The sequence below is a fragment of the Desulfovibrio litoralis DSM 11393 genome, assembly GCF_900143255.1.
GTDB lineage: Bacteria > Desulfobacterota > Desulfovibrionia > Desulfovibrionales > Desulfovibrionaceae > Frigididesulfovibrio_A > Frigididesulfovibrio_A litoralis.
In genome coordinates, this window is the sequence record NZ_FRDI01000004.1 from 19594 (window position 1) to 45876 (window position 26283).

Annotated in this window: 20 protein-coding genes and 1 tRNA gene; 17 read left to right on the plus strand and 4 right to left on the minus strand. The window is 35.3% G+C overall.

The features are described 5' to 3' along the window. The first annotated feature begins 258 nt into the window (after window positions 1-258). Complete coding sequence (locus BT999_RS04935; RefSeq protein WP_072696679.1) at window positions 259-1140, plus strand: methylenetetrahydrofolate reductase; 882 nt, start codon at window positions 259-261, stop codon at window positions 1138-1140. Continuing rightward, window positions 1137-2246 carry a glycosyltransferase family 9 protein gene (locus BT999_RS04940; protein ID WP_245790984.1) on the plus strand — a complete coding sequence of 370 codons (1110 nt, stop codon included), beginning with the start codon at window positions 1137-1139 and terminating at the stop codon, window positions 2244-2246. Before BT999_RS04935 ends, BT999_RS04940 begins: the two co-directional genes overlap by 4 nt. Window positions 2247-2260: 14 nt before the next feature. Here the strand turns inward: BT999_RS04940 and BT999_RS04945 are convergent, their stop codons facing one another. Further along, the gene (locus BT999_RS04945) at window positions 2261-2983 is read right to left on the minus strand and encodes a sulfite exporter TauE/SafE family protein (protein WP_072696680.1); all 723 of its coding nucleotides are present in this window, start codon (window positions 2981-2983) and stop codon (window positions 2261-2263) included. Between the two features lie 256 nt (window positions 2984-3239). On the opposite strand from BT999_RS04945, the gene dapA reads away from it, so the two are divergent. Together dapA and BT999_RS12395 are read left to right on the plus strand one after the other, a co-directional pair. After that, on the plus strand, window positions 3240-4118 hold the full coding sequence (dapA, locus tag BT999_RS04950) for a 4-hydroxy-tetrahydrodipicolinate synthase (protein WP_072696681.1): 879 nt from the start codon (window positions 3240-3242) through the stop codon (window positions 4116-4118). Window positions 4119-4224: 106 nt separating this feature from the next. Beyond that, window positions 4225-4377, plus strand: coding sequence for a dihydrodipicolinate synthase family protein (locus tag BT999_RS12395; RefSeq protein ID WP_245790985.1), 153 nt, complete (start codon window positions 4225-4227; stop codon window positions 4375-4377). A 112-nt stretch (window positions 4378-4489) separates the two neighbouring features. Here BT999_RS12395 and BT999_RS04960 read toward each other — a convergent pair whose 3' ends face one another. Both BT999_RS04960 and BT999_RS04965 read right to left on the minus strand, forming a co-directional pair. Further along, entirely contained in the window at window positions 4490-5278 is a 789-nt protein-coding gene (locus BT999_RS04960; protein ID WP_072696682.1) for a type III pantothenate kinase, read from the minus strand. A 151-nt stretch (window positions 5279-5429) separates the two neighbouring features. Next, window positions 5430-5756 (minus strand): IscA/HesB family protein, encoded by a 327-nt coding sequence (locus tag BT999_RS04965; RefSeq protein WP_084650597.1) that lies wholly within the window; start codon window positions 5754-5756, stop codon window positions 5430-5432. Window positions 5757-5978: 222 nt separating this feature from the next. On the opposite strand from BT999_RS04965, the gene BT999_RS04970 reads away from it, so the two are divergent. The 12 genes from BT999_RS04970 to BT999_RS05025 all read left to right on the plus strand — a co-directional run bounded on the left by BT999_RS04970 (window position 5979) and on the right by BT999_RS05025 (window position 24216). Then, a complete protein-coding gene (locus tag BT999_RS04970; protein WP_072696683.1) occupies window positions 5979-6836 on the plus strand; it encodes a zinc metalloprotease HtpX in 858 nt (285 codons plus the stop codon). Window positions 6837-6999: 163 nt separating this feature from the next. Further along, the gene (tenA, locus tag BT999_RS04975; RefSeq protein WP_072696684.1) at window positions 7000-7656 is read left to right on the plus strand and encodes a thiaminase II; all 657 of its coding nucleotides are present in this window, start codon (window positions 7000-7002) and stop codon (window positions 7654-7656) included. Window positions 7657-7681: 25 nt separating this feature from the next. Then, window positions 7682-8902, plus strand: coding sequence for a bifunctional nucleoside/nucleotide kinase/histidine phosphatase family protein (locus BT999_RS04980; protein ID WP_072696685.1), 1221 nt, complete (start codon window positions 7682-7684; stop codon window positions 8900-8902). 233 nt (window positions 8903-9135) lie between these two features. After that, window positions 9136-9219, plus strand: a tRNA-Leu gene (locus BT999_RS04985). Window positions 9220-9393: 174 nt separating this feature from the next. After that, the gene (tig, locus tag BT999_RS04990; protein WP_072696686.1) at window positions 9394-10695 is read left to right on the plus strand and encodes a trigger factor; all 1302 of its coding nucleotides are present in this window, start codon (window positions 9394-9396) and stop codon (window positions 10693-10695) included. Between the two features lie 145 nt (window positions 10696-10840). Continuing rightward, window positions 10841-11443: an ATP-dependent Clp endopeptidase proteolytic subunit ClpP gene (gene clpP, locus BT999_RS04995; protein ID WP_072696687.1), complete on the plus strand. Its 603-nt coding sequence runs from the start codon at window positions 10841-10843 to the stop codon at window positions 11441-11443. A gap of 157 nt (window positions 11444-11600) precedes the next feature. Next, the gene (gene clpX / locus BT999_RS05000) at window positions 11601-12869 is read left to right on the plus strand and encodes an ATP-dependent Clp protease ATP-binding subunit ClpX (protein ID WP_072696688.1); all 1269 of its coding nucleotides are present in this window, start codon (window positions 11601-11603) and stop codon (window positions 12867-12869) included. Between the two features lie 510 nt (window positions 12870-13379). After that, window positions 13380-14615 carry a lytic murein transglycosylase gene (locus BT999_RS05005; RefSeq protein ID WP_178139316.1) on the plus strand — a complete coding sequence of 412 codons (1236 nt, stop codon included), beginning with the start codon at window positions 13380-13382 and terminating at the stop codon, window positions 14613-14615. Window positions 14616-14693: 78 nt separating this feature from the next. Beyond that, window positions 14694-17981 carry a PD-(D/E)XK nuclease family protein gene (locus BT999_RS05010; RefSeq protein ID WP_072696690.1) on the plus strand — a complete coding sequence of 1096 codons (3288 nt, stop codon included), beginning with the start codon at window positions 14694-14696 and terminating at the stop codon, window positions 17979-17981. Between the two features lie 51 nt (window positions 17982-18032). Continuing rightward, entirely contained in the window at window positions 18033-19139 is a 1107-nt protein-coding gene (locus BT999_RS05015) for an NAD(P)H-dependent flavin oxidoreductase (RefSeq protein ID WP_072696691.1), read from the plus strand. A gap of 453 nt (window positions 19140-19592) precedes the next feature. Further along, window positions 19593-22940: a response regulator gene (locus BT999_RS05020; RefSeq protein WP_072696692.1), complete on the plus strand. Its 3348-nt coding sequence runs from the start codon at window positions 19593-19595 to the stop codon at window positions 22938-22940. Window positions 22941-23142: 202 nt separating this feature from the next. After that, window positions 23143-24216, plus strand: a complete 1074-nt coding sequence (locus BT999_RS05025; RefSeq protein ID WP_072696693.1) for a response regulator — start codon at window positions 23143-23145, stop codon at window positions 24214-24216. A gap of 3 nt (window positions 24217-24219) precedes the next feature. On the opposite strand, the gene BT999_RS05030 is transcribed toward BT999_RS05025, so the two are convergent. Beyond that, window positions 24220-25449, minus strand: a complete 1230-nt coding sequence (locus tag BT999_RS05030; RefSeq protein ID WP_072696694.1) for a hypothetical protein — start codon at window positions 25447-25449, stop codon at window positions 24220-24222. A gap of 321 nt (window positions 25450-25770) precedes the next feature. Between BT999_RS05030 and mraZ the strand changes: the two genes are divergently transcribed. Then, a complete protein-coding gene (gene mraZ, locus BT999_RS05035; RefSeq protein WP_072696695.1) occupies window positions 25771-26229 on the plus strand; it encodes a division/cell wall cluster transcriptional repressor MraZ in 459 nt (152 codons plus the stop codon). Window positions 26230-26283 lie beyond the last annotated feature (54 nt).

The window sequence follows — 26283 nt, forward strand, 5'->3', positions numbered from 1 at the left end:
TTGTGTCTTAAAACGTTTGATGCTATGTGCATACAGAACCTCAAACGATAATGAAAGCGTACTCAACAGAGTTTTGCAAGGTCTTGTTATAGCAAGAAACAGTATAATATATTAAAGAAATAGAGTAAAATGCTTTTTATTGTTTTGTCAAAAAATAAAACTTTTCAATAATCTTCTAAAATGTTAATATATTCGCTATTAATAAAATTAAGAATATTAAATTTATGATAACATCTGTTTGATTGTTAGGAGTAAAAGTTGAAAATCATTGATAAAATTACTGCTCAACAGGGTAAACCTTTTTATTCTTTAGAATTTTTCCCTCCGAAAGAAAAAGATAATTGGGGCGGATTTATTCAAACCGTTAAAGAGTTGGAAAAAATTAATCCTTTATTTGCTTCCGTTACTTATGGTGCCGGTGGTGGAACTCAAGAAAATACGCTTGAAATTACCGCCAAGGTAAAAAATGAATGCAAAATGGAAACAATGGCACACCTTACCTGTGTTGGTGCTGATAAAAAAAAGATAAGCGATTTTTTATCAAGACTAAAACAAGTCGGCGTTACCAATATTTTGGCGTTGCGCGGTGATGTTCCTAGCGGACAAACGGTTGATTGGGACAAAGCTGATTTTAAACATGCCTCTGATATGGTGGCTTTTGTCAAAAAAGAATTTCCTGATTTTGGAATTTCCGTTGCCGCTTATCCTGCTCCACACCCTGAGGCTTTGTCTTTTAAAAAAGACCGCCTTGATACAGCTTTAAAAATGAGAGTGGGGAGTGATTTTGCCGTTACTCAACTATTTTTTGACGTGCGTGAATATTTTTCTTTGGTTGATGATTTAAAAGCTCTCGGTATCAATATGCCGATTATTCCCGGCGTTTTACCTATTCAAAGTTTAGATTCAATTCGCAGAATTTTATCGTTAAGTGGTTCAAATATTCCCGGAAAGCTTTATTTAAGCTTGGAAGAAGCACAAAACAAAGGCGGCGTTGAAGCGGTTAAAGAAGCCGGGTTGAAATTTGCCATACAACAAATTCGCAGTTTGCTTGACGGTGGGGCTCCCGGTATTCATTTATATACTTTAAATCGTTCAAGTATGTGTCTTAATATAGCAGAAGAAGTCGGAGCTTTGTCTTGAAACCAATAATGCCTTTTGACGATTCTATCCACTTAACAAGGATAAATTCAGACAGCATTAAAACAATTAAAAAAATTTTAATTTGTCAACAGCGTCAAATTGGTGATGTTCTTTTGGCGACTCCGGTTTTGGAGTTGTTAAAAAAACGTTTTCCCGATGCGGAAATTGATTTCTTTACAGAAAAAAAATGTGTTCCTATTTTGGAAAACAACCCTAATATTCATAAAATTCACGCTCTTGATAAGAAAAAATTGAAACATTTTTTTGCGGCGTTGTTTTATTATTATGGTATTGCTCGCAATAATTACGATTTGATTGTTGATTTACAACAACTTCCCCGAATTCGCTGGATTAACCGTTTTTCTCGGCAAGCTATTCGTTTAACCTTTACTCCACCTTGGTATCGCCGTCTTTTATATACTGATTGGGTGGATATTCAAAAGGGTTATGCTGTTGCGGAAAAAGTAAGTATTTTAAGGGTCTTTGATATTATCTGGCAGGGTGAAATTCCGCGTATTTATCTTAAAGATAGTGAGATTCAAGACGTAGACGTTTATTTGAAAAGTTTGGGTTTAAAAGATAATACCACTTTAATTACTGTTGATTCAACGCATAGACGTATTACAAGGCGTTGGCCTGCTGAGTATTATGCAAAGTTAATGGTTCTTATTGCTAAAAAAAGTCCGAATATGGTCTTTTTACCCTTGTTTGGACCGGGTGAAGAAAAAGACATTCGAGAGCTTATAGAACATTGTGAAAAGCTTGAGCCGGGTTTTTCAAAAGAAAATTTATTAATTACAGACAGAATGTTAACTCTTAGAGAAATGGCGGCGTGTATCGCAAAAGCCAAAGTACATATTGGAAACTGTTCATCTCCGAGACATATTGCCGTGGCGGTTGATACGCCAAGTTTTATTGTTCTTGGTTCTAACTCCGGTTGGACTTTTCCTTCCATAAAGCATACAGATGTCTCAAAGGGATTGGCTTGTCAGCCTTGTCATTCCAATGTGTGTCCAATAAATTGTAAGTGTTTATACGACCTTGCACCGGAAGAAGTTATTAGTGCTTTTTGGGAACATCTGGAAAATAACAATATTAGTTTATAATTTGTTTTTTAGGCTTAAATACGTACCAAGATCGACGTTCCCATAATGCACAAAAACATATATAAAATACGCCTAAACATTTTTTCGCTGATACGTTTAGATAAATCTATTCCTATGCTGTTACCAATAAAAACAGCAATAGCACCCGCCAATACAGACATAAATACTTTAGTGGAATAAAGGTTTGCCATTGCTTGCGAGGTTACTATTATTATGCATGTAATAACGTTAAAGATGCTTAGGGCTGATTTTAAATCATCTTTATTGAGACCAGATAAAGAAAAATAGATCACCAAAGGCGGAGCGTTAAAGCCTAAGGTTGTTCCAAAACTGGTTGAGACAAAACCGGCAAGATAACCCCAGTTTGGAGAAATTACTTTTTGTGTATCCAATTTTCCAAATAGACTCCAAAGAGAGTAGATAATTAAAAAAGAGCCAAACCAAAGTTTCATTGCTACTTCGGGCAAATAAAAAAATAAAGTTAAACCAAATATTGCCCCGGGTATTGAGCCGATTATAATACCTTTACTACGGGTTATATCTTTAAATGTTCTATATTTATATGTCATATGAATACTGGCAAGCAAAACAATTAAAGTACACGCAGGTAAGGCAATATCAAGGCTTATTCCCAATGCCAAAATAGGCATTGCAATCATAGCCGCCCCGAACCCGGCTATTCCGTTAATTATTCCGCCAAGTAGCCACGCAATAAAACTATAAAGAAATAATTCCATAATCTCAAAAAATCTTGTTTAATGTTTGATAAGTATCATTATTGAAGGGAACGAGACAATTGAAAACAAAATAAAATATTATAAAAGTTTAATAATTTATGTTGACGAAATTAACTCTCGATGTCAAGTATATCTTTAGATTACTTTATGTATTTTTATAATTTTTTATATTTTACCTTGAAGTTTGTTTGTATTTAATCAATACAAAATTTTTTCAATATAATTCAGCCTGATAAAAACTAAAATAGGAGGCCTTATGATCTTTAGTGGAACTTTTACTGCATTAGTAACCCCATTTAAAAACGGTAAGGTAGACGAAGAAAGTTATCGAAACCATATTGAATGGCAAATTTCTGAGGGGGTAAACGGATTGGTTCCTTGCGGAACAACCGGAGAGTCGGCGACTTTATCTCACGACGAACACGAACAGGTAATTAAAATTTGTATTGAACAAGCTAAAAAACGTGTGCCTGTTTTAGCCGGTGCCGGGTCTAACAACACGAAAGAAGCTGTTAGTTTGGTGCGTTTTGCCAAAGAAGTTGGTGCTGATGGTGTGTTGTTGATTACGCCTTATTACAATAAACCCACTCAAGAGGGACTTTTTCAGCATTATAAATATATTGCTTCTGAGGTTTCTATTCCTATTATCGCATATAATGTTCCGGGAAGAACCGGAGTGAATTTGTTGCCGTCTACTTTAGGTAGAATGTTTAGAGAAATTCCTGAAATTTGCGGTGTAAAAGAGGCAACAGGGAACTTGCAACAAGTTGCTGATATTATAGAAGAATGTGGTGATAAACTTTGTGTATTATCAGGCGATGATTTTACTGTTTTACCAACATTGGCAGTAGGCGGACACGGAGTTATTTCTGTTGTTTCAAATATTGCTCCGAAATTAATGTCTTCTTTGTGTGTTGCCTATAAAAATGGAGATTTAAAGACAGCTCAAAAAATTCATTATCAGCTTAATGCTTTGAACCGTGTGTTATTTGTTGAAACTAACCCGATTCCTGTTAAAACAGGCTTGCATTTAATGGGTCGTATGACTGACGAATTTCGTTTGCCTTTAGTGAGTTTGCAACCTGAAAGTTTAACAAAACTTAAAAACGTTATGCAAAAGAGCGGTTTAATTTAGCAACTTTTATTTTTTAAATTTAATAAGCTACCCTGAGTTTGTTTTGAACAGACTTTGCGTAGCTTATTTTTTTTGATATAACAATGATAACATATAGTTGAACCGTGTGTTATTTGTTGAAACTAACCCGATTCCTGTTAAAACAGGCTTGCATTTAATGGGGCGTATGACTGACGAATTTCGTTTGCCTTTAGTGAGTTTGCAACCTGAAAGTTTAACAAAGCTTAGAAGCGTTATGCAAAAGAGCGGTTTAATTTAGCAACTTTTATTTTTTAAATTTAATAAGCTACACTGAGTTTGTTTTGAACAGACTTTGTGTAGCTTATTTTTTTTGATATAACAATGATAACAGACCGTTGATAAACATAACTTTAAATCAAGCGATGTTCCTTACACAAAAAAAACAGTCCGTCTAATAATAATTCAGGGTATACCTGATCAAAACAGTTTGTTACCTTTGCAAGAGCTGTGGCAAAGCCACCGGTTGCGATAATTAAAGGTTTTGACGGCATTGTTTCGGCTATTTTGTTACATAAACCTTCGGTCATAGCGGCAAAACCAAAGATAAAACCGTGGTTTAGGCTTGTGCTTGTACTTTTTCCGATAATGGGTTCATTTTCTTCGATCATAAGGCTTATGCGTGGTAATTTTGCGGCTTTAGCGGTTAAAGCCGACGCTGAGGAATATATTCCGGGACATATTAATCCGCCAAGGTAAGCGTTATTTTCTATACAGTCAAAAGTTGTGGCAGTTCCAAAATCAATAGAAATAATATTTTTATATTCGGGAAAGGCTTTGCGAGCGGCAAAAGCACCAAGCAGGCGATCTGCACCGACTTCTTCCGGACGTGCATAGCGGTTTTCCATAGGAATTGCGAGTTCTGTCGGTATAAACAATAACTCGAGTTTTAAATAGCGTTTACAGGCACTAAGCAAGATAAAGTTTAAATCAGGTACAACCGAAGAAGCCAACGCTGTTTTAAGTTCACAAATTGAACATTCGGCATTTTGTAAAACCTGTAAAATTTTCAGACCTAAAGAATCAGAGCTTTCACTGCGGTCAGAGTTTAAGGCGTATGAGGCAATAACGCCTTTAGCGTTGGCAATTCCTATTTTAATATGTGTATTGCCTATATCAAAGAGAATAAGTTTATACTGCATAATTAGCTCGTAGTTATGTTTATTTATGAAAAAAAGACTACCGTAAATAACAGCAGTCTTTTATTTAATCAACGAGTTATCAGAGTTATATTTCAGTAAAAGCATAATCAAAAAGTTAAATTTTTAACTTCCGGAACTATTACTGAGAATATTAGTGTGAACTGCCACAACCACCGCTGGTAGAACAGCTTCCACAGCTTCCGCCACCACCGAGAGAGTTGCTAGAGTCAACCGTAAAGCCCATATAGCTCAAATCAATACGGATAGTACCGGCTTGTTGTAAAAGGTCTTTATTAATGCAGAATTTGAATCCGCCTTCTTCAAACACTTGATCATCATCTGTTGGCTCGTCCAGAGCCAATGCTAAGCGTGGACCGCTTCAACCGCCGGGAGATAAGTATACTCTGATGGTTGCTTTTTCTTTATCCGCAAAGTATGATTGTAATTCTTTGCTTGCACTTTCTGTTAATTCGAGCATAAGCCCTCCATGATTAGTATTCATTACTTATCTTTAAGAACTCATGAGCCACTTGTCAATATATGTTTTTTAAAATAATATATTTATAAGATTGTTGTCATGAGATATGTTGTTTTTTTATTGTATAAATCAAAATAAAACTAAACTCTTGTCTATTTCTAAATATGTATTATCTTGAAGTTTAATATCTTGTTATTAATTGCTTAACATGAGGATTTAATTATGACAAATCAAATAAAAACTTTTGTATTGCTTGCGTTGCTTTCGGGTTTGTTTATTGTTCTTGGCTCTGCTATGGGCGGAAGAACGGGCTTGATTATTGCGTTTGCTTTTTCTTTAATTATGACTTTTGGGTCTTATTGGTTCTCTGATTCAATTGTGTTGCGTATGAATAACGCTAGGGAGTTATCACCAACCGAGTCTCCGGCTTTATACCGTATGGTTGAACAACTTGCCATAGAGGCAAATATTCCACGCCCAAAATTGTATTTGATAGAAGACCCCGTGCCTAATGCGTTTGCAACAGGTCGTAATCCGGAACATGGAGTTGTGGCGGTTACCGCAGGTTTGATAAAACTTTTAAATCCCGATGAAATCAAAGGTGTAATCGCTCACGAAATAGCCCATATAAAAAATCGGGATATTTTGGTTCAAAGTGTTGCCGTTGTTATTGGCTCAAGCATTGTTGCAATTGCCAATATGATGCAATGGGCGGCAATTTTTGGAGTTGGTAGTTCAAACGGAGAAAATAGAAACGGAAGTTTTCTAGGTTCTTTATTGATGATAATTTTAGCACCAATTGCTGCTTCCATTATTCAGATGGCTATTTCTCGCTCTCGTGAATATATGGCAGATGCTACTGGGGCGAGCTTAACTCATAACCCTTTGGCTCTTGCCTCCGCCTTACATAAAATTGATGCTTATAGTCGTAATGCTCATAGCACCGCACTAAACCCCGCTACTGAATCGTTATATATTATTAATCCTTTTTCAGGACGCAGTATTGCTTCTTTATTTAGCACACACCCGGCAACGGAAGACAGAATTCGCAAGCTTGAAGAACTAAACAGAAGACCTTAATAGGTTGTTTTTTCGTTTTGGTTTGAAAGATTTGTTATTGTGTTATAGGGATAAAATTAGTAAATTTAGCTTGTTGTTTTAGTAATTGAATTAAAGGCGTAGTGTTTTTTAGCTTTACGCCTTTTGTGTTTTTATAAAAAATTTAACTAATAACGGATTTATAATGTCTTTATTATTTAGCGAAGAGATGTTTTCTAAAGTTGAGCCTATTCTTGATAAAATATATAATCACCAATTTGTGAAAGAGTTGTGTGATGGAACTTTAGCCAAAGAAAAGTTTGTCTATTATATGCAACAAGACAGTCTTTATCTTGTTGATTATACTAAAGCTTTGGCACTCGTGGCGGCAAAGTCATATTCTGAGCAAGATATTTCTTTAAATTTAGACTTTGCTCAAGGGGCTTTACTTGCCGAACGTTCTTTACATGAAGAATATTTTACAGAGTTTTCGGTTGTTACTGTGCTTGAAAAAATGCCGGCTTGTTTTGCTTATACTTCTTATCTTTTAAATATTGCCGCACTTGATAGCGTGCATGAGAGCATGGCGGCGTTGTTGCCCTGCTTTTGGATATATAACGAAGTTGGAAAACATATTTTGAAACAGGCTAAGCCTAACAATCCATATCAAAAATGGATCAATACTTATTCCGGCGGTGAGTTTGAAAAAGTTACCCTTCAAGCTATTGACTATACTGATAAACTTGCAAAAGAAACCACGGGCTTGTTAAACGAACGCATGAAAAATGCCTTTATAAAGTCTTGTAAAATGGAATATTATTTTTGGAATGATGCTTATAATTTAACTAGCTGGGCTGTTTAACCTTTTTATCTGAACGGAGAAAGCCATGCAAAAATTGTATATTGTGATGGTCGGGTTACCGGCGAGAGGTAAGTCTATTGTGGCAAGGCGTTTGCTCGAAGGCTTGGAAGGCTATGGGTTAAAAGTTAAGATTTTTAATAACGGCGAGTTACGAAGGTCGCAATTTGGCGTATCTTCGGCGAGCCCTGATTTTTATTCTCCAGATAATTTAAGTGCAAGAAAATATAGGGAAGATATTTATTATAACAATATTGCCTATGCAAAATCTTTTTTGGAACAGGGTGGTCATATTGCGATTTTAGACGCCACCAACTCAAGCCCAGAACGTAGGAAAAGTATTGAACACAAAAGCGACGGTATTCCTGTTTTTTTTATAGAGTGTATCAATGAAGATGAAGAAATGCTTAATACCAGTATTTTGCGAAAGAGTATGTTGCCTGAGTTTGATCAACTCGATAAAAAAACGGCGATAAAGTGGTTTAAAGAGCGAATTGAGCAATATAAGCGTGTTTTTGTCGGGTTAAAAGACGAAAAAAACTATATTAAATTTGATACGTTAAATAGTTGTATTTTAGACGAGAAACTAGACGAAACTCTTCCATATTATGTTGAAATGAGAGATATTCTCATATCTGATTGGATTCAACACCTTTATCTTGTGCGTCATGCGGAAAGTCAATTTAACCTTGAACATCGTATTGGCGGCGACCCGTCTTTAACCCAAAGAGGGTGGGAACAGGCGAGGGCGTTGGCAAGACATTTTCAGGCAATTCCCGTACCTTTTGTGTTTACGTCAACTAAAAAACGCAGTCAGGAAACCGCTTCAATTTTGATTGAACAACAAAAAAAATGTATTGTACACGCCTTACCGGAGTTTGATGAAATTCATGCCGGAATTTGTGAGGGTTTGACCTATAAAGAAATAGCAGAGCGTTACCCCAAGGAGTATTTGGCGAGAAAAAAAGATAAATATAACTATTGCTATCCTCAAGGTGAAGGTTACGCAAGTTTATATGAGCGAGTTTATCGTGGTTTAAAAAAAGCCTTGTTTTTATCAGGGGCAGCCGCAGGCACGATGATAGTCGGGCATCAAGCGATTAATCGTATGATTTTAGCCAATTTCAACTTTAGACGAACCAGAAATGTGCCTTATATTTCTATCCCGCAAGAGCAATATTTTCATATAATCTTGACCCACAGAAAAAAGATGGTTGAGATGGTACCTATTGTCCCTTTATTAAAATAATCTGTAAACTTAGAAGAAAAAATAATAAATTTATCATAAATCTTGACATGATAAAAGAAGCCTGCTAAAAAGACTATTCTTTGTTGAATTTAGAACTTAAAAGGTTAATGCCTGATGATCTAAATTAAAACGAAAAATATAATTTACTTGTATAATTTATGTTTTATTGCTAAACTTAATACTTCCTTAGAAGTGTTTCTTTTAAGTAGTTTTTCAATTGTTTTTTTTTAGTTGCGAGAGTGGCGGAATTGGCAGACGCACTAGACTTAGGATCTAGCGCCTTAGGCATGGGAGTTCGACCCTCCCCTCTCGCACCAAATTATTTAGATGCTTTTTGAATATAGTTGAGTTACATCAAATGTTGTTTGAATGATTTTAAATACTGTGTCAGGGATTAACAGTTTTATTTAAAATGTTTTTAACTGTTTTGTTGGACGCAACTTTTTTTTTATCTTTTATTTATTATTTGTATTTTTAAGGAGCCAAAGTTTATGGATTATACAGTTGAAGACCTCTCTGCTGTTAAGAAAAAAGTTTCTGTTACCGTACCTGTTGAAGAGGTGGAGGCAGCCTTGTCTACTGCTGTTTCCATGTACCGTAGCTCTGTGTCTCTTGATGGTTTTCGTAAGGGAAAAGTCCCTGTTAGTGTTGTTGAAAAACGCTTTAAAGATTCTATCTATCGTGAAGCGACAACAGACCTTGTTAATGTTCACATCAACCAAATCATTACCGAGTTAAAGTGTAACCCTTTATCTCGCATTGACTTTAAAGGTAAAGAGCTTGAAAGAGGCAAAGAGTTTAAATATGAGATTGCCTTTGAAGTTGCACCTGAAATTGAATTACCTAATTATGAAGGTTTTGAAGTAGAGTATAACAAGCCCGAAGTAAACGAAGCCGAAGTTGACGAAGTTTTAGCACGCATCAATAAAAACATGAGCGAGCTTGTTGCGGTTAGCGAAGAGCGTAAACCACAAGACGGCGATATAGCCAGCATTGATTTTATCGCTTATGATGAAAACGGTAAGGAAGCAGAAGGCATTAAAGCCGATAACTTCCAAATGCATATCGGTGAGCGTCAGGCTTTGGAAGATTTTGAAAACCTCGTAAAAACTATTCCTTTAGGAAAAGAAGGCGAAGGCGATATTACTTTCCCTGCTGATTTTATTAACCCTGAGTTTGCTAATAAAACTTATACAATGAAAATTAAAGTTCACGCTATTCAAGAGCGTAAACTTACTCCTTTAGATGACGAGTTTGCCAAAAAAGCCGGTAACTTTGAAAGTCTTGAAAAAATGAAAGAATCAATTCGTGGCTCTTACATGCAAACAAGAGAAAATCTTGCCAAGTCTCAAGCTCAACACTCTATGGTTGAAGGCTTGTTAAAGATGGTAGATTTTCCTCTGCCTGAAGGGCTTGTCGATAATTATATGAATAATATCCTCGTTGATATGAAAAATAAATTGGAACGTCAGGGTAAAAACCTTGAGTCTTTAGGTAAAACCCCTGAAGAGTTACGCAATGGTGCCAGATCTGATGCAGAAAGCCTTGCGAAAGTTCAACTTTTCTTACTTGCTGTTGCTAAAAAAGAAGGCTTAAGCGTTGAAGAAGAAGAGGTTGACCGTGAGTTGCGTAGTATCGCCGTTCAAGGTGGACATGACTACAAACAACTTAAAGACCATTATATTCAAAACAACTTAATTTTTGCTTTGCGTGATCGTATTCTTGGCGATAAAGCTATGGAACTTATGTATTCAAAAGCAAAAGTTGTTGAAGTAGAGAAAAAAGCAGAATAAAACAACGTTATCGAGCTTTGTTTTTCTGATATTGATTTTTTATAATAAACGAGGATAGAACAAAACAACTCTATCCTCGTTGATTTTTTTGAAATAAAATAGTATAAATCATTTGTTATCCATTATACAAACAAGAGGATTTAATATGAATATACCTATGGTTGTTGAAACGAGCGGGCGTTCGGAAAGAGCTTATGATATATATTCACGCTTGCTCAAAGACCGCATAGTTTTATTGGGTTTGCCTGTTGATGATCATATCGCTTCATTAATTTGTGCCCAGCTTCTTTTTTTGGAATCGGAAGACCCTGAGAAAGAAATCTTTTTATATATCAACTCTCCGGGCGGTTCGGTTACTGCCGGTTTGGCGATTTATGATACAATGCAATATATTTCTTCGCCGGTTTCTACTTTATGTATGGGACAAGCCGCCAGCATGGGTGCTTTGTTGCTTTCTGCCGGTGCAAGCGGAAAGAGATATTCTCTGCCCAACAGTCGTATTATGATTCATCAGCCTTCAGGTGGGTTTAAAGGACAGGCAACAGATATTGATATTCAAGCCAAAGAAGTTTTACGTTTAAAAGAAATGTTAAACGAGATTATGTCGAAACATACCGGAAAAGATATTAAAACAATTGTAAAGCATACGGAAAGAGACCACTTTATGAGCCCTGATGAAGCGTTGAAATTTGGCTTAATTGACCGTATTTTAACTTCTCGCTTAGATTTAAACTCTGAGTTGGAATAAATATCACCAGTATAATATTCAGCTAAGATGTTTATCAATCAATAGACCTTAGAAGGTCTTTAAGTTAGCTGATTTTTTAATGTTTTTAAGTTTGTTTATAAAAATCACAAATTATATTTGTTAAATAATATACCATTTTTCATTAAGGTTTATCAAAATGGATACAAAAAATAAAAAACTTCGTTGTTCTTTTTGTGGAAAAAGTGAAACTGATCGAGGTGTTGAGCGTATTATTACAGGTGCGGATAACTCCGCTATTTGTAATGAGTGTATTAATGTTTGCAGGGGAATGTTGTCAGATGAAAAAATTGAAGATATTCACAATAGTGGAGTGTTGTTGCCACCTGCCGAAATAAAGGCTCGCCTTGATGAATATGTTATTGGACAAGAAAATGCCAAAAAGGTTTTATCTGTCGCTGTGCATAATCATTATAAACGTGTTTTCTTTCAAAATGAAATAGGCGACGACGTAGAGCTTGAAAAAAGTAATATTTTGCTTTTGGGAGCGTCGGGAAGTGGTAAAACCCTTTTGGCGAAAACTCTGGCAAAAATTTTAAAAGTACCTTTTGCTATTGCTGATGCAACTACTTTAACCGAAGCCGGTTATGTTGGTGAAGACGTTGAAAATATTTTGGTTCAACTATTGCAAAATGCTGACTATGATGTTGAAAAGGCTAAAAAAGGCATTATCTATGTTGACGAAATTGATAAAATATCGCGTAAGGGCGATAGTGCGTCAATTACCAGAGACGTTTCCGGAGAAGGCGTTCAACAGGCTTTATTAAAAATTATCGAAGGTACAGAGGCCAATATTCCTCCAAAAGGCGGAAGAAAACACCCACAGCAAGAATTTATTCGCCTTGATACCTCAAATATTTTATTTATCCTTGGTGGGGCTTTTGTTGGTTTGGAAAAAATCATAGAAAAACGCACCAAAGGAAAAACCATGGGTTTTGGTGCCAAGGTTTTGATTTCACAAGATGAAAAAGAAAATAATTATTTAGAGCGAATTCACCCGGGCGATTTAATTAAGTTTGGTTTAATTCCCGAATTTATTGGACGTATTCCTATTATTACCCATGTCGACGAACTTAGCGAAGATAATTTAATCAGGGTTTTAACCGAACCGAAAAACGCCTTGGTTAAACAATATCAAAAACTTTTTGAACTCGATAAAGTGAAGTTGCGTTTTACCAACAATGCTTTACGCACGGTTGCAAAACTGGCCCTTGAACGTAAAACCGGAGCCAGAGGTTTGCGTAACGTTTTGGAAAAATCAATGCTTGAAATTATGTATAATTTGCCGAGCGAAAAAGACCTTGTGGAATGTGTTGTTAATACTGAGGTGATTACCGAAGGTAAAGCTCCGTTAATGATACGTAGCTCTGAAGCAAAGGTTTTGGCTGATTCTGCTGTTAATAATTAGACGTTTGTAAAAAAATAAAAGATCAAGATATGACGCTAAATCATGTCTTGATCTTTTTTATATAAATAATGTATATATAAAAGTAAGACCATTGCAAAACTCCGCTTTGCGTGCTTTGTCGTCGTTTTATGTTCTGTATACACATAGTCTAAAATCTCTTAAGGCACAAAAACACTAATTATTTGTGTTTTTACAGTGTCTTTCTGACTAAAGTCGCTATGAGACCAAAGACTTATTTAGTCTGATGAGCTTGTTAAAAAATTTTGGCTTAAAAATATATTTAGTTGTTTTTATTAATTATTATATTGAATATTCTACTGTACAATAAAAAAATTAGTCTTATTTTGTGATTGTTTTAAATTAACAATATAATAATCAGGTTTTTATTTTATGTTAAAAAAGATTTTTTATTTATATATGAAAAGAAAGCAAAATATAGGGAATAATTTACTAAATTTATCTATATATCTTTCTGTTTTCTTTTGTTTTTTGTTTCTGCCTATTAATGTTATGGCAAATACCAATTCTCATGCCTTTTTGCTTTTTAATGAGAGAGCGGGAATTTCTCCCGAGCCGACTTTTAAAAATTTGATTGATATAAAAGAATTATTGGAAAAAATTTATCAGCCGGCAATATCGGCACCAATATCGGCGACAACACCGGATACAACACCACTTGTTGAAGAAAAAAAAGAAACTAAACCTAAAAAATTTGATGCCAACGCCCCTGATTTGTGGGAGCCTTTAATCCAAAGATTGATAGCAGACGGTTTTGATGAAACAAAAATACGTTCTGATTTTCAACAGTTGGGAATAAAGTTTACCTCTGTACCAATGGGCAATAAGATTATGGAACTTTATAGCCTGCGTTACGGGGGCTTTTCGTCTTATCATAAAGATAACACCAACCTTGATTTTGAGGTTGATGATGAACTTAAACCCGTAGCCGAATCTTCGTCTTTAGCTTCTTGTCGTAATTTGGTTAAAGAAAATAAAGAACTTTTTGCGGAAGTCGAAAAAAAATATGGAGTGCCTTCCCATATTATTGTTTCTCTTTTACTTGTTGAAACCAACTTAGGACAAGACCTTGGAAGCGAACCGGCCTTTTATAACCTTGCCAGTATGGCTTTAAGCAATAGTATTGACCACGTTGCCACTCGTATTTCAAAGCTTAAACTAGGACAGGGGCAGAAGAGTTTTGTGGCTCAAAGTCTTTTAACTAAATCAGATTGGGCGTATGAAGAATTAAAGGCTTTATTAAATTATGCCACGGCGATAGATATGGAAATAATGAAAATACCCGGTTCAATGTATGGTGCGGTGGGTATTTGTCAATTTATGCCGAGTAATGTACCTCTTTATGGTGTTGATGCCGATGCTGATGGAAAAATAAATTTATTTCAATTGGCTGATGCCGTGCACAGTGTTGCCAGCTATTTACAACAAAACGGCTGGCGAAAAGGGCTTACCCCGATACAACAACTTGCCGTTTTAAGAACCTATAACCATGATAGTGTTTATGCGTATACTGTTCAAGCCGTTGCAACTCGTTTATCCGCCAAGGGCAAAGCCTCAAATGCAATGTTAGCACAAAACCCACTTAACCTTGTACGCCCTGCGGGAGTATATCGTTACAGAGGGGCGAGAAGTGGTGTAAAGTTAAAACCGGTGCGAGGTTATTCTGATTTACTTGGAATTAACCCTAATCCCAAGCCGTTATCTACTTTAAAGAAATTAGAAAAATAGAGTTTACAATTTTTAATTGTTCACTTATGTTTTTTCTTTCTTCATCAAAATAACCATTGTATTGTCGGGTATGATTATATGTCGTTTTGTTCTGATTTTATACTGATTCCTTGGCAGGAAGACTTTATTTTTACCCTTAGTTCTTTAATTATGAAAGAAACAGAAGGGCAACCCAATAAAGCTCTTGTGGTTTTTCCTCACTCCAGACCGGCACGTTATTTAAGAGAAGCGTTTTATAAAAACCAAACTATCCCAAAACCGGTTTTGTTACCTGAATGTATCACGGTACAAGAATTAAGAAGGCTGATTTGTTCCAAGGCTTTGAAAAACAAAGCAAATACTATTGGCTTGCTCGATCAACTGGGTTTTTTACACCAAATTATCCTTGAATTAAAAAAAGAAGCACCGGAATTTTCAAGTTTGCACAAACTTCCTTTAGATGACTTTTCGCTTTTTTTACCTTGGGGAGTTCGCCTGATTAATTTGTTTGAAGATTGTTGGCAACAAAACAAAGATCCGGAAAACTTAGATTTTTTAGAAGGCGAGGTGCAAGAGTATGCTTCTGCTCTTTTGGCATCGTTAAGGGCGATTTCTAATAAATACAGTTTGTTGTTACAAGAAAAAAAACTGACTACCAACGGGTTTGAGGCTTTTAAAGCGGCCGCCGTTATTAGCGAGCTTGATAATTATACAGCTAGTGGATATAGCAAAATCAACGGTATTATTCCGAACTGGACTCAAAATTTTTTGGTGAATAAAAAAATTCTGCTTGCCGGTTTTTATAATCTGGAAGAAACCGAAGAAGTTATCTTTAAAGGGCTTTGGAGACACTTTGATACAAAGCTTTGTTTGCATTCTGCTCCTGAGTTACTCGAAGGGCTTGAAAATATCCACTGTCTGGAACATAGTGCTTTAATCAAACGTTGGGGGGCAAGAGTAGAAGGTTTTAGTCTTAACCCCAAATCTTTTAACGAAAAAACCAAGCAAAAACCAACGTTGCGTATTTGGGAAGGCTATGATCTTCATTCTGAATTAACAGCTTTAAGGCATGAATTTGATTCTGCAAAAAACGTAGATATTTTTTTGGAAACCTCAGGTTCGGTTACGCAATCAACAGTTTTGGAATCAACCGCCGTTATTTTGCCTTATACTGAGTTACTTTTACCGACTTTACACACAGTCCCAAATAAAGATGTGAATATTTCCATGGGTTATCCTTTGGCTCATTCTTCTTTGTTGCGTTTGATTGATTTAATTATGCGTTTGCGAGAAAATGTTAATATTAAAGAACAAATGTCGTCGCTTACAAGAGAAACGATTCAGGAAAATCCTGATAATTTAATGTATTACTGGAAAGATTTGCAAGAACTCTATCGCAACCCGCTTTTAAAAGCGTTAAATCACCCCGAGTTGGGTTCTTTTGCTTCGTTATTGCAAAAACTTGAAACCAAGCTATTGGAAGGTGAGCCTTATATTTCCATAGATGTGTTGCTTAACAAGATTCAAAATGAGCGTTTTGATGAGGGGCGTTTTAGTCCAGCAGAACGAGACGCGATATTTTTGTTGCATAAAATATGTCTTAAAAACTTTGCTCAAATAAGTACGGCAAAAGAATTAAGCTTGGCATTAGTCGAATTCGTTTTGTTTTTACAAGAACATGCAGAGAGCCGAGCAAAGTCTTTAGACCCTTTGCAAATGACCAATTTGTGGGAACATTTTTCTTTAGATGCCGAATGTTTGTATCGTCTTTTACAAAAAATTATTCCTGAGTTTGCTAATTCTGTATTGAGTGATAAAACCCTACCCATTTTTGCGTTATTTGCCTTATTGCGTAATATTTTGGAAGGGGAGCGAGTTCCTTTTGAAGGTGAGCCTTTAACCGGACTTCAAATTATTGGTTTTTTGGAAGCAAGGTTGTTAAATTTTAAAAAGCTTTTTATTCTTGATTTAACCGAAGACAAACTACCGGGAAACCCGCCTCAAGATCCTTTATTGCCCGAAGCGTTAAGAGCGGAACTTGGCTTATCTTCACGAGCTGAAAGAGAAGATATGTTGGCTCATCATTTTTGGCGTTTATATGCCGGGGCTGATGAGGTTGTTTTATTTACGCGTTCTGAACAAAGTGCCGGAGCTTTGCTTGATGAACGTAAACAGCGTTCTCGTTTTATCGAAGAGCTTATTTGGGAAGCGGAGCAGGAAAAAGGTCGCCTTTTGCAACCTGAACAGACTCAAGAGAACATTTTGGAAAAAAATGAATTAAAATATAAAGAAGATGACCCTTTAAGAATTATTTTATCCGACGTAAAGGGCATTAAACGCAATTTTATTTCCATTCCCAAAACCCAACCTTTTATTATAAAGATTTTAAAACAGCTTGAACAGGGCGGAGTTTCTGCAACTTTTTTAGATGCTTATTTGCGTTGTCCTTTTCGTTTTGCGTTAGAGCGTTTAGCAAAATTAAAAGAATTTGAAGGGGTTAACGAAGAAGATGATCCTAGAGAAGTCGGAAAATTATTACATCAAGTGTTGTGCGATTTTTTTAAGCCTTATTTGAACAAGGTAATAGAAAAACAAGAATTAGACTTTAACGAGCTAAAAAGTATCTTTTTAAAACGTCTTAATGAATTGAAATCTGAAGTTCATTTACCTGCTGATTCATGGCTTATGTTGGAAGTTACAGGTATAGAGAGGTTAAGGCGTTTAATTGAAAACTTTCCGGAAACTACTCAAATACTACACTTAGAACATAGCATTCACGGAGAACTCATCTTAAATCTTAAAGATAAACAACTGTTTTTAGAGCAGAGTTCTACCTTTTCAACTGTTTTAAAAAACAAAACAACTTTGCATTGTAAATTATATGGCGTTATTGATAGAGTTGATCAAAGAGCGGGCGAAGTTTATATTTTAGATTATAAAACAGGTTCGACTCCAAAAATCAAAGAACAGTTTTGGAAAGATGAAGAACTTTGGGAAAGACTGGAAAAATGGAATAAGGAAATATATTTTGATAAAAATAAAAGCTGTGATTCAGAAGGGTTAGAACTTTTTAACCTTGTGTCTGATTCTGTTGAGTCTTTACAAATGCCACTTTATCTTTATATGCTTAATAAAACATCAAAAAGTCAATATGAACATCTCAAAAATGCTTTTTGGGTTGAACTTTCCGAGTCATCAACAGAAAACGCTTTGTTTTCAGATAAAGTGAGTGATGAATTTTTAAGTGAGATTTTAGATATAAAACTTCCTGTTTTACTGGAGTTTATTTTAATTCATCTTTTATTTTCTCCTTTTTTCTATTCTCGTGAAAATCGTTCTTGTAAATATTGTGCTTTTATGTCATCATGCAAGCCTAACATTTTATAGGCTTTATGTAATAATTCGTTGGTTTTATATAACCGACATAAGGAGAAATAAATGTCTTTACCAAGTTTACAACTCGGTGATAAAACTGCTAAATATGCAATTATTCAAGGTGGTATGGGGGTTGGAATTTCTTTGCACAACCTTGCGGCTGCTGTTGCGAATGAAGGCGGAATCGGCGTTATCGCTGCTGCAATGATTGGTATGCGTGAACCTGATGTTGCTCAAAATCCTTTAGAAGCCAACCTGCGTGCAATTAGAAAAGAAATTGCCAAAGCCAAAGAACTGAGTATTGGTAGCAACGGTTTGCTTGGCATGAATATAATGGTTGCTCTGACTAACTTTGCCGAAATGGTTAAGACGGCTGTATCTGAAAAAATTGATGTTATTTTTTCCGGTGCGGGAATGCCTCTTGAACTTCCTAAATATCTTTTTGAAGCTTGTGAAGAAAGAAAAGAAACCTTCAATACAAAACTTGTACCTATTGTTTCTTCTGCGAGAGCGGCTTCACTGCTTTGTCGTAAATGGTTGTCAAAATTTGATTATTTGCCTGATGCCTTTGTTGTTGAAGGTCCAAAAGCCGGTGGACACTTAGGTTTTAAGCTTGAGGAACTTGACAGCAAAGATCATGAGTTGGAAGAGCTTGTGCCACAGGTTGTCGAAGCTGTTAAAGCTTTTGAAGACAAAAAAGGTTGTGCTATTCCGGTGATTGCTGCCGGTGGAATTTATACCGGTGCTGATATTAAAAAGTTTTTAGATTTAGGAGCATCAGGAGTGCAAATGGGAACTCGTTTCGTTGCTACTCATGAATGTGATGCCGATATTAGATTTAAAGAGGCCTTTATTAACGCCAAAGCGGAAGATTTAACAATTATTAAAAGCCCTGTGGGTATGCCGGGTCGAGCTATTCGCAACTCTTTTATTGAAGCTGTTGAAAAAGGGCAAGTAAAGTTTAAATGTATTTTTCAGTGTGTTACTACCTGTGATCCTAAAAACTCTCCTTATTGCATTGCCTCTGCGTTGCTTAACGCTATGAAGGGAAATCTTGATAAGGGTTTTGCTTTTAGTGGGGTAAATGCATATAGAGTTGATACGCTGTTATCCGTTAAGGAGTTAATTGCTTCTTTACAAGCAGAATATGATGCGGCTGTAAAGGCTTAAAGTATCTTCTTTAGAGCTTTATTTGTAGATTTTGTTATCATAGTTAATAGATCCGACAGTTTTGAAAGCTGTCGGATTTTTTGTATTTATAACCTTTAACTAATATAAGACCATTGCAAAACTCCGTTTTGCGTGCTTTTATCATCGTTTTATGCTCTGTATGAACATAGCATAAAACGTCTTAAGTCACACAAACCACTAATTTTACAGGAAAATTTAATTTTCCTTATTCGTGGTTTGTGGAGTGTCTTTCTGACGAAAGCCACTTTGAGCCTATTGTGCAATAGTCTCAATATATTATATTTATTATAAAAAACTTGTGTTTTTAAAGTTTTTTTTGTATTTTTATTTTGTTCCTTTTGATTCACCTTTGATAAAATAAGATTACACCTGTGTGCGCTGAGTTGTTCTCCTTTTGCTATAATACTGCTTTTTGCTCCGGAGTTTAAAAAGATGAATACAGTTGGTTTTAAGTCTGTTTCTAAGAATCATAATAAAGCGGTTTTAAAATTTATTTTTTGGTTAATCTTACTCTGGACTTTTTTGGTGCTGTTGTCTTTATGGTCAAGCCTCTCTCGGGCGGAACGGCAAAGCGAAGAAGATGCCAGAATTCAAGCTCGTACCATATTTGAAAAAGATTCCTCTTTAATCACCTGGAATGTCGCCGTAGGTGGAATATATGCCCCTATTGGCGAGGAAATACGCCCTAATCCTTATCTTGCTCCTTATGGTCGCGAAGTAGAAACACCAACCGGGGAAATATTGACTAAAATCAATGCTTCTTTAATGGTGCGTCTTATTTATGAAATGAGTGCTTTAGAGTCTGGCGTTGTGGCAAGATTGGCGAGCAATAATCCTTTGCGTCCGCTTAATATGTCTGATGAGTGGGAGTTTGAGGCTCTTAATTTATTGGAAAAAAAACAGGTTAATGAAATTTCGTCAATAGAAACTATTAATAATAGCCCCTATATGCGACTTATTCGCCCTTTGATTTTAGATAAAAACTGTTTAACCTGTCATACTCAACCTCAAAATACCTTGGGTGCAATTCATGGTGGTATAAGTGTTTTGGTTCCTATGGAACCTTTTACTCAAATTGCACAAGAAACTTATTTTCAGATGATATTAAGCCACTTAGCTTTATGGCTTATTGTTGTTATTTTAATTTTTTGGGGCGGGAATTATCTCAACACAAATATGAATGCCAAAGAAAAGGCGGAACAAGACCTTAAAAACTTGGCTTGTGAACTTGAAGATAGGGTAAAAGAGCGCACCAAAGAATTGGCGTTAAAACAAAGCCAACTTGTAGCTTTTATGAATAATTCAGATGCAGGTATTTTCTTAAAAAACAAGGTGGGAGAATATGTTTTATGTAACGCATATTACGCCGCCTTACTCGGGAGAACCACTAAAGAAATCAAAGCTTGCGTAGATACAATGCTTATGCCGTCTGAGTTATCAAATAAAATCAAGACTGCTGAAAATGCCGCTTGTAAAGATTTGACCGCTGTTGAAATTTCCGGACACTTTGATCTAAATGATAAAAGCGAAATCTTTGTTGCTCATATTTTTCCTATAATTAACGAAAAAGGTTTAATTGATGGAGTCGGCGGTATTATTATGAATGATACCGAGAGGATAGCCAGTGAAGAGGTGTTAAAAAATGCCAAAGCCGTCGCTGAATCTGCCAGTCGTTCAAAGAGTGATTTTTTGGCAAATATGAGCCATGAAATTCGTACTCCTTTAAACGGAGTTATCGGTATGGCTGATTTATTGTTGCAAACAAAGCTCAACCAAGAACAAGCATCAATGGCGGCGACTATTAAAAATAGTGGCGATAGTTTACTTGTTGTTTTAAACGATATTTTAGATTTTTCTAAGATAGAAGCCGGTAAAATGTCTATAGACTCAGAACCGTTTAGTCTTAGAGATATGATATTTGGTGCAGTAAAAGCGATTGCACCGATTGCTTATAAAAAGAATTTAGAATTAATTGTAGATATAAATTCCAATATTCCCGATCATTTAGACGGAGATAGCAACAGAATTAGACAGGTTGTAACAAATTTTTTAAGTAACGCCATTAAATTTACCGATAGCGGTGAGGTTAGTTTAAGCGTTGAGTTGGTTAATTTACAGGCAAACAAAGTTTCTTTGAAAATTAAAGTTCAAGATACCGGAATAGGCATTCCGTTTGAAAAACAAAAAAATATTTTTGATTCTTTTGAACAGGGAGACTCTTCGACGACTCGCAAATATGGCGGAACTGGGCTTGGTTTAACGATCTCTCATCGCTTAACAGTATTGATGGGCGGTGAAATTTCTTTAGAGAGTGAACAGGGCAAGGGTAGTACCTTTTCTGTCAGTTTGGAGTTGCCGTTTTTAGTTGATTCTTCCCTTTCAAAAATTGGTATGTCGACGGTACAGTTTAAAGGTTTAAAAGCCTTGATCGTTGATGATAACGCCACAAACAGAAGAATTTACTCTGAATATCTTTCTTCGTGGAATTTTAGCGTCCAAGATAGCGTAAGCGTCGATGATGCCATGCATCATTTAAAGCTTGGGCTTAATTCTCATAGAGCTTTTGATATTGTTTTATTAGATGTACATATGCCGGATAAAGACGGTTTTTATATGTTGGAACTGATGCGTTCTAACCCTGATTTTCAAGATGTACCCGTGATTTTATTATCCTCTGCCAATGTCTTTCTTGATAGTGATGAGTTAAAGAGCTATGATGTATTGTTGTCTAAACCTATTCGTCCGGAAGAATTAATGTTGGCTATGGGCAAGGCACTTGGGCTTTGTAGCAATGAACTTTGTATTGACAGTAACGCCAGCTATATCGACAAAGATGTAACGGCACGTATTCAATTAAATATTCTTTTAGCAGAAGATATGGAGATGAACCAACTTGTTATCTCAAAAATGCTTTCTACGTTAGGACATAATTATACAATTGTTGAAAATGGACAAAAGGTTTTGGAGGCGTTAGAGAAAGCTACTTATGATCTTGTTATGATGGATATTCAAATGCCGATCATGGACGGAATTAGAGCTACTCAGCTTATTCGAGAAAAAGAAAAAAACAATAACTCAGGTCAATATACTCCAATTATTGCGTTAACAGCAAATGCTTTAAAAGGAGATCGTGAAAAATATCTTGCAATAGGTATGGATAATTATGTTTCTAAACCTATTCAGCTTGAAGCCCTTTCTAAATCTTTAAATGATATTATGGCACGTTTTATAAGTGCAAAACTGAATAATTATACTGTTAACAGTGGCGTTGTAAGTATTATTGGAACAACAAATAGCGAGCCTCTAAATTCACAAAACTCTGATTTTTTAGATAACAAAATTGATTCTGGAAATGTTGCCGCCCTTGCTGATTTAAAAGAAAATCAAAAAGAAGAACATAAAAGAGAAAATATACCAATAGAAGGTATAAGTGATAGTATAGATAAAGCAGTTGTTTCCAATGCCTTTGGTGGAAATAATGAATTGATTGCCGCAACAATGGACGTTTACTTTAGAGATGCACCCATTCAGCTTAATGGTATTTTAGAGGCAATTAATGAAGGTAATAACGAATTGTTAGTTTCTTCGGCTCACTCTCTTAAAGGAATTTCAAGTTATTATAGTCGTGGAGCGGTTTATCAGACTTGTTTGAAAATAGAAAAATATGGAAGAGACAAAATGTTGCCTGATGCAAAAGAAGAACTTACCAGCGAATATTATTATTTATCTAAAAATATGGAGGCTCTTATCCTGAGTATGAAAAACTTTTTTAAGGAATAGTCTAGTCAGCCCTTTTTTATAATCAATAAAAGAAGCTGATTTTCATATAAAACGTTTATTATTTGTTTTTAAGTTTTTTTAAAATATAACCTGATTTTGCCAAATATGATAAATATTCTTTTTTTATTTAGATTTTTTTTATTTTTTAAAAAAATATTGTTTCATATATCTTCATCAATACTACAACCAGCGTGAGCATATTATGCATATTTTAATAGCAGAAGATCAGCTTATTTCTCGCATGATTCTTTCAGATCATCTCCGTAAATGGGGGCATCAGGTTACTGATGTCTCTAATGGTAAAGAGGCGTTAGAAGTTTTATTCAACTGTGGTTCTGAAATTGATATGATTATAACTGATTGGGAGATGCCGATTATGGACGGTATTTCTCTGGCGAAAGTAGTTAGAGAAATTAGTGCAACTTCTCATTATATATATATTATTTTGTTAACAGGTCGCAATGAATTTACTGATATTGTTGCGGGTTTTAGCGAGGGTGGGGTTGATGATTATATTGTTAAGCCTTTTGAAGTTTTAGAGCTTAAATTGCGTATTCAGGGTGCCATTAGGTTGATTAAATCTGAACGTGCATTAAGAGAATCTAATGATAACCTTGAACGTTTAGTCAGAAAACAAACTCAAGATATTAGAGAAACCCAAGAAGAGATAATAAGCAGGCTTTTTAATGCTTTAGAATCAAGAGATCAAGAAACAGCCCAACACGTTATGCGTATTGCCGCAATGAGTTCTTTTATGGGAGGTCTGTTAGGTTGGGCACCGTCTCGCCTTGATGCAATTCGTGCGGCTGCTCCTTTACATGATATTGGAAAAATAGGTATAGCCGACTCAGTTTTATTAAAGCCTGATGCTCTTACTGCTGAAGAGTTTGAATTAATTAAAGGACATACGCAAATAGGCGCGAAGATTTTATCGGGGTCTCATAATCCTATAATTCAAATGGGCGAGGTAATTGCACATTCACATCATGAGAACTGGGACGGAACGGGCTATCCTAAGGGTTTAAAAGAAAACGAAATTCCGATCGTTGCTCAAGTCGTTTCTATCGTTGACGTTTATGATGCTCTTTCTTCAGATAGGGTTTATCGCAAAGGTATGCCTTTTGACAAAGTAATGGCAATTATCAGTGATAGTGTTGGTAAAAAGTTTTCCCCTGGGATTGGCGAGTTGTTCATAAAAAACATAAAAGATATTCAAGAACACTGTGAAACCGTTAATTACTCTATCGCAAAAAGAGAAGAGAATAGCCCGGATTAACCGTTATTTTTTAGTTTTTGAACTGAGTTTTTTTATTTTATTTTTTGAGCTTTTTATTAAACTTACGCTTGAGGCTTTAATTAAATTAAAGTTTTTTTGAGCGTGAGTTTTTGTAATTTGTAAAAGCTGTGTTGGTTTTTGGCTTAATTTGTTTAAAAGTGATTTTTTCTTTGAGGCGTCGTTTGAAGATTCATTATTTTGAAACTCTTTTTGATTGTTATCTATTGGTATTTCTTTATCTTGAGCTTGTTTATTGTTTTTAAATATGTTGTCTTTGATTTTTTTTATAATGGTTTGAACTGTTTCGTTGCTCAACTCTTTTAGCCAAGAACCTGATTCTTTAAAGACAGCCCCCCTTGAGGGAAGTTCCTCAAGATTAAGGTGTTGTTTATATAAATTTCTTGTAATTAAACCAACTCTGATTAATAAAAAACTGTTGGCAGCTCCTTCGATACAAGAGCCGGTTAATTTTTTTAAAGCATTTCCCACAAACGGAACTTGAGAGGCCCCTAACGCCGGTGAAATTGCCCGCCCGAGTTCTAATAAACTTCCGCTTATTTCGGCACCAAGATCAAGCTCTTCAAATGAAAAAGCCAAAAAAGTAGAATAAGCGACATTGCGGTAAAGGTTAAAAAGCTCCAAAGGGTGAAGTTTATGATTATAAATCTTTGCAGTTAGCCAAACCGTTCGGCATAAAGCAAAAAATACAATAACCGAATCAAGCTTGCCGTTTTGTGAGAGGGCTGTTCCGACAAAAACTTTTTTTGACATGGACATAATTTCTTTTTTTGCTTCTTTGTCCAGTTGTTCATAACACAAGCTTAAAGGCACTTTTTGTTTGTTTATGATTATAAATTCGTCTTGTGTTGTTTGAGCTATTAGCGATTGCTCCGGGGCTGATTCGTTAATTTTTACTGATTGTAAAAAAAATTTGTTTTTTAAAATGGGGTTTGTGTTTAAACCAAGGTTAAGAGCGTTGCGAATTGTTTCTTTTTCTTGGGCATTATAGTTTGATTTTAAAATTATTTTTTTATTCGAAAAGACAAGAGGATATAAAAGATAGATAAAGCCCAACCCCACTAAACTCAGCAGACCCAAAAACACAAAACGCCCAGAACCGTTAAACGCCAATTCCGAGAGTTCAGACAAGTCTTTTATTATAGAAAATAAAAAAAGAACTAAAAGAATAATAATTAGGTAACTCGCCAGATTAAAAATTTTTTTTATATTCACGCTTATTCCGTAGGGCTTTTAGTATTTGTTATTGGAAATTATTTCATAATAATAACAGAATGTTTTTAATAAGACAATCTTGTAACTATAGATATTTACTAGATATTTTATAATAAAAGTCTATAGTTTTTTCCTTTCTGCAAGATAATTATTTTTATTTTATTTTTTATTTTTCCTAATTAAGTTTGTGTAATCAATGTATTAGACTTTAAAAAAAATTTTTGGTAAATAGTGGTAAAATGTGGAATAATGTGGTAGTTATTATTCATGTGTTCAATTCAATATTTTGCCAGATAAAAAAAATGATATTTTAAGGTTGTTATGTCTAAGTTGAAATTATTTAGAGGGCGTTTTAGCCGAAGCGTAGATGATAAGGGGCGTTTAATGCTTCCTACAGAATTGCGTTCGGTTTTGGAATCACGCAGTGAGTCTTCTAAGATAATTTTTACAACTTATGACGGCTGTATAGTTGGATTCCCTTTACCCGATTGGGAACAGCTTGAAGAAGCTTTTTATCAACTTAAAAATCCTCCCTTAACAGTAAGAAACTTTAGGCGTTTGGTAATAGGCGGAGCCGAAGAGTGTAACATTGATGCACAAGGAAGAGTTCGTTTATCAAAAACCCACCTTGAATATTCAGGAATAGAGTCAGAATTGATTATAGTCGGGCAAGGTCAAAAGCTTGAATTATGGCAACCTCAGAAGTTGGAAGAAGTCTTAAAACAAGATTATGACGTTGCTTCTTTGTTAGCTGAAAGCGGTGTTGATTTTTCTTTTTAATATTTATATACAATCTCTAGAAATATTTTAAATATTTTCTATATTATGACGATA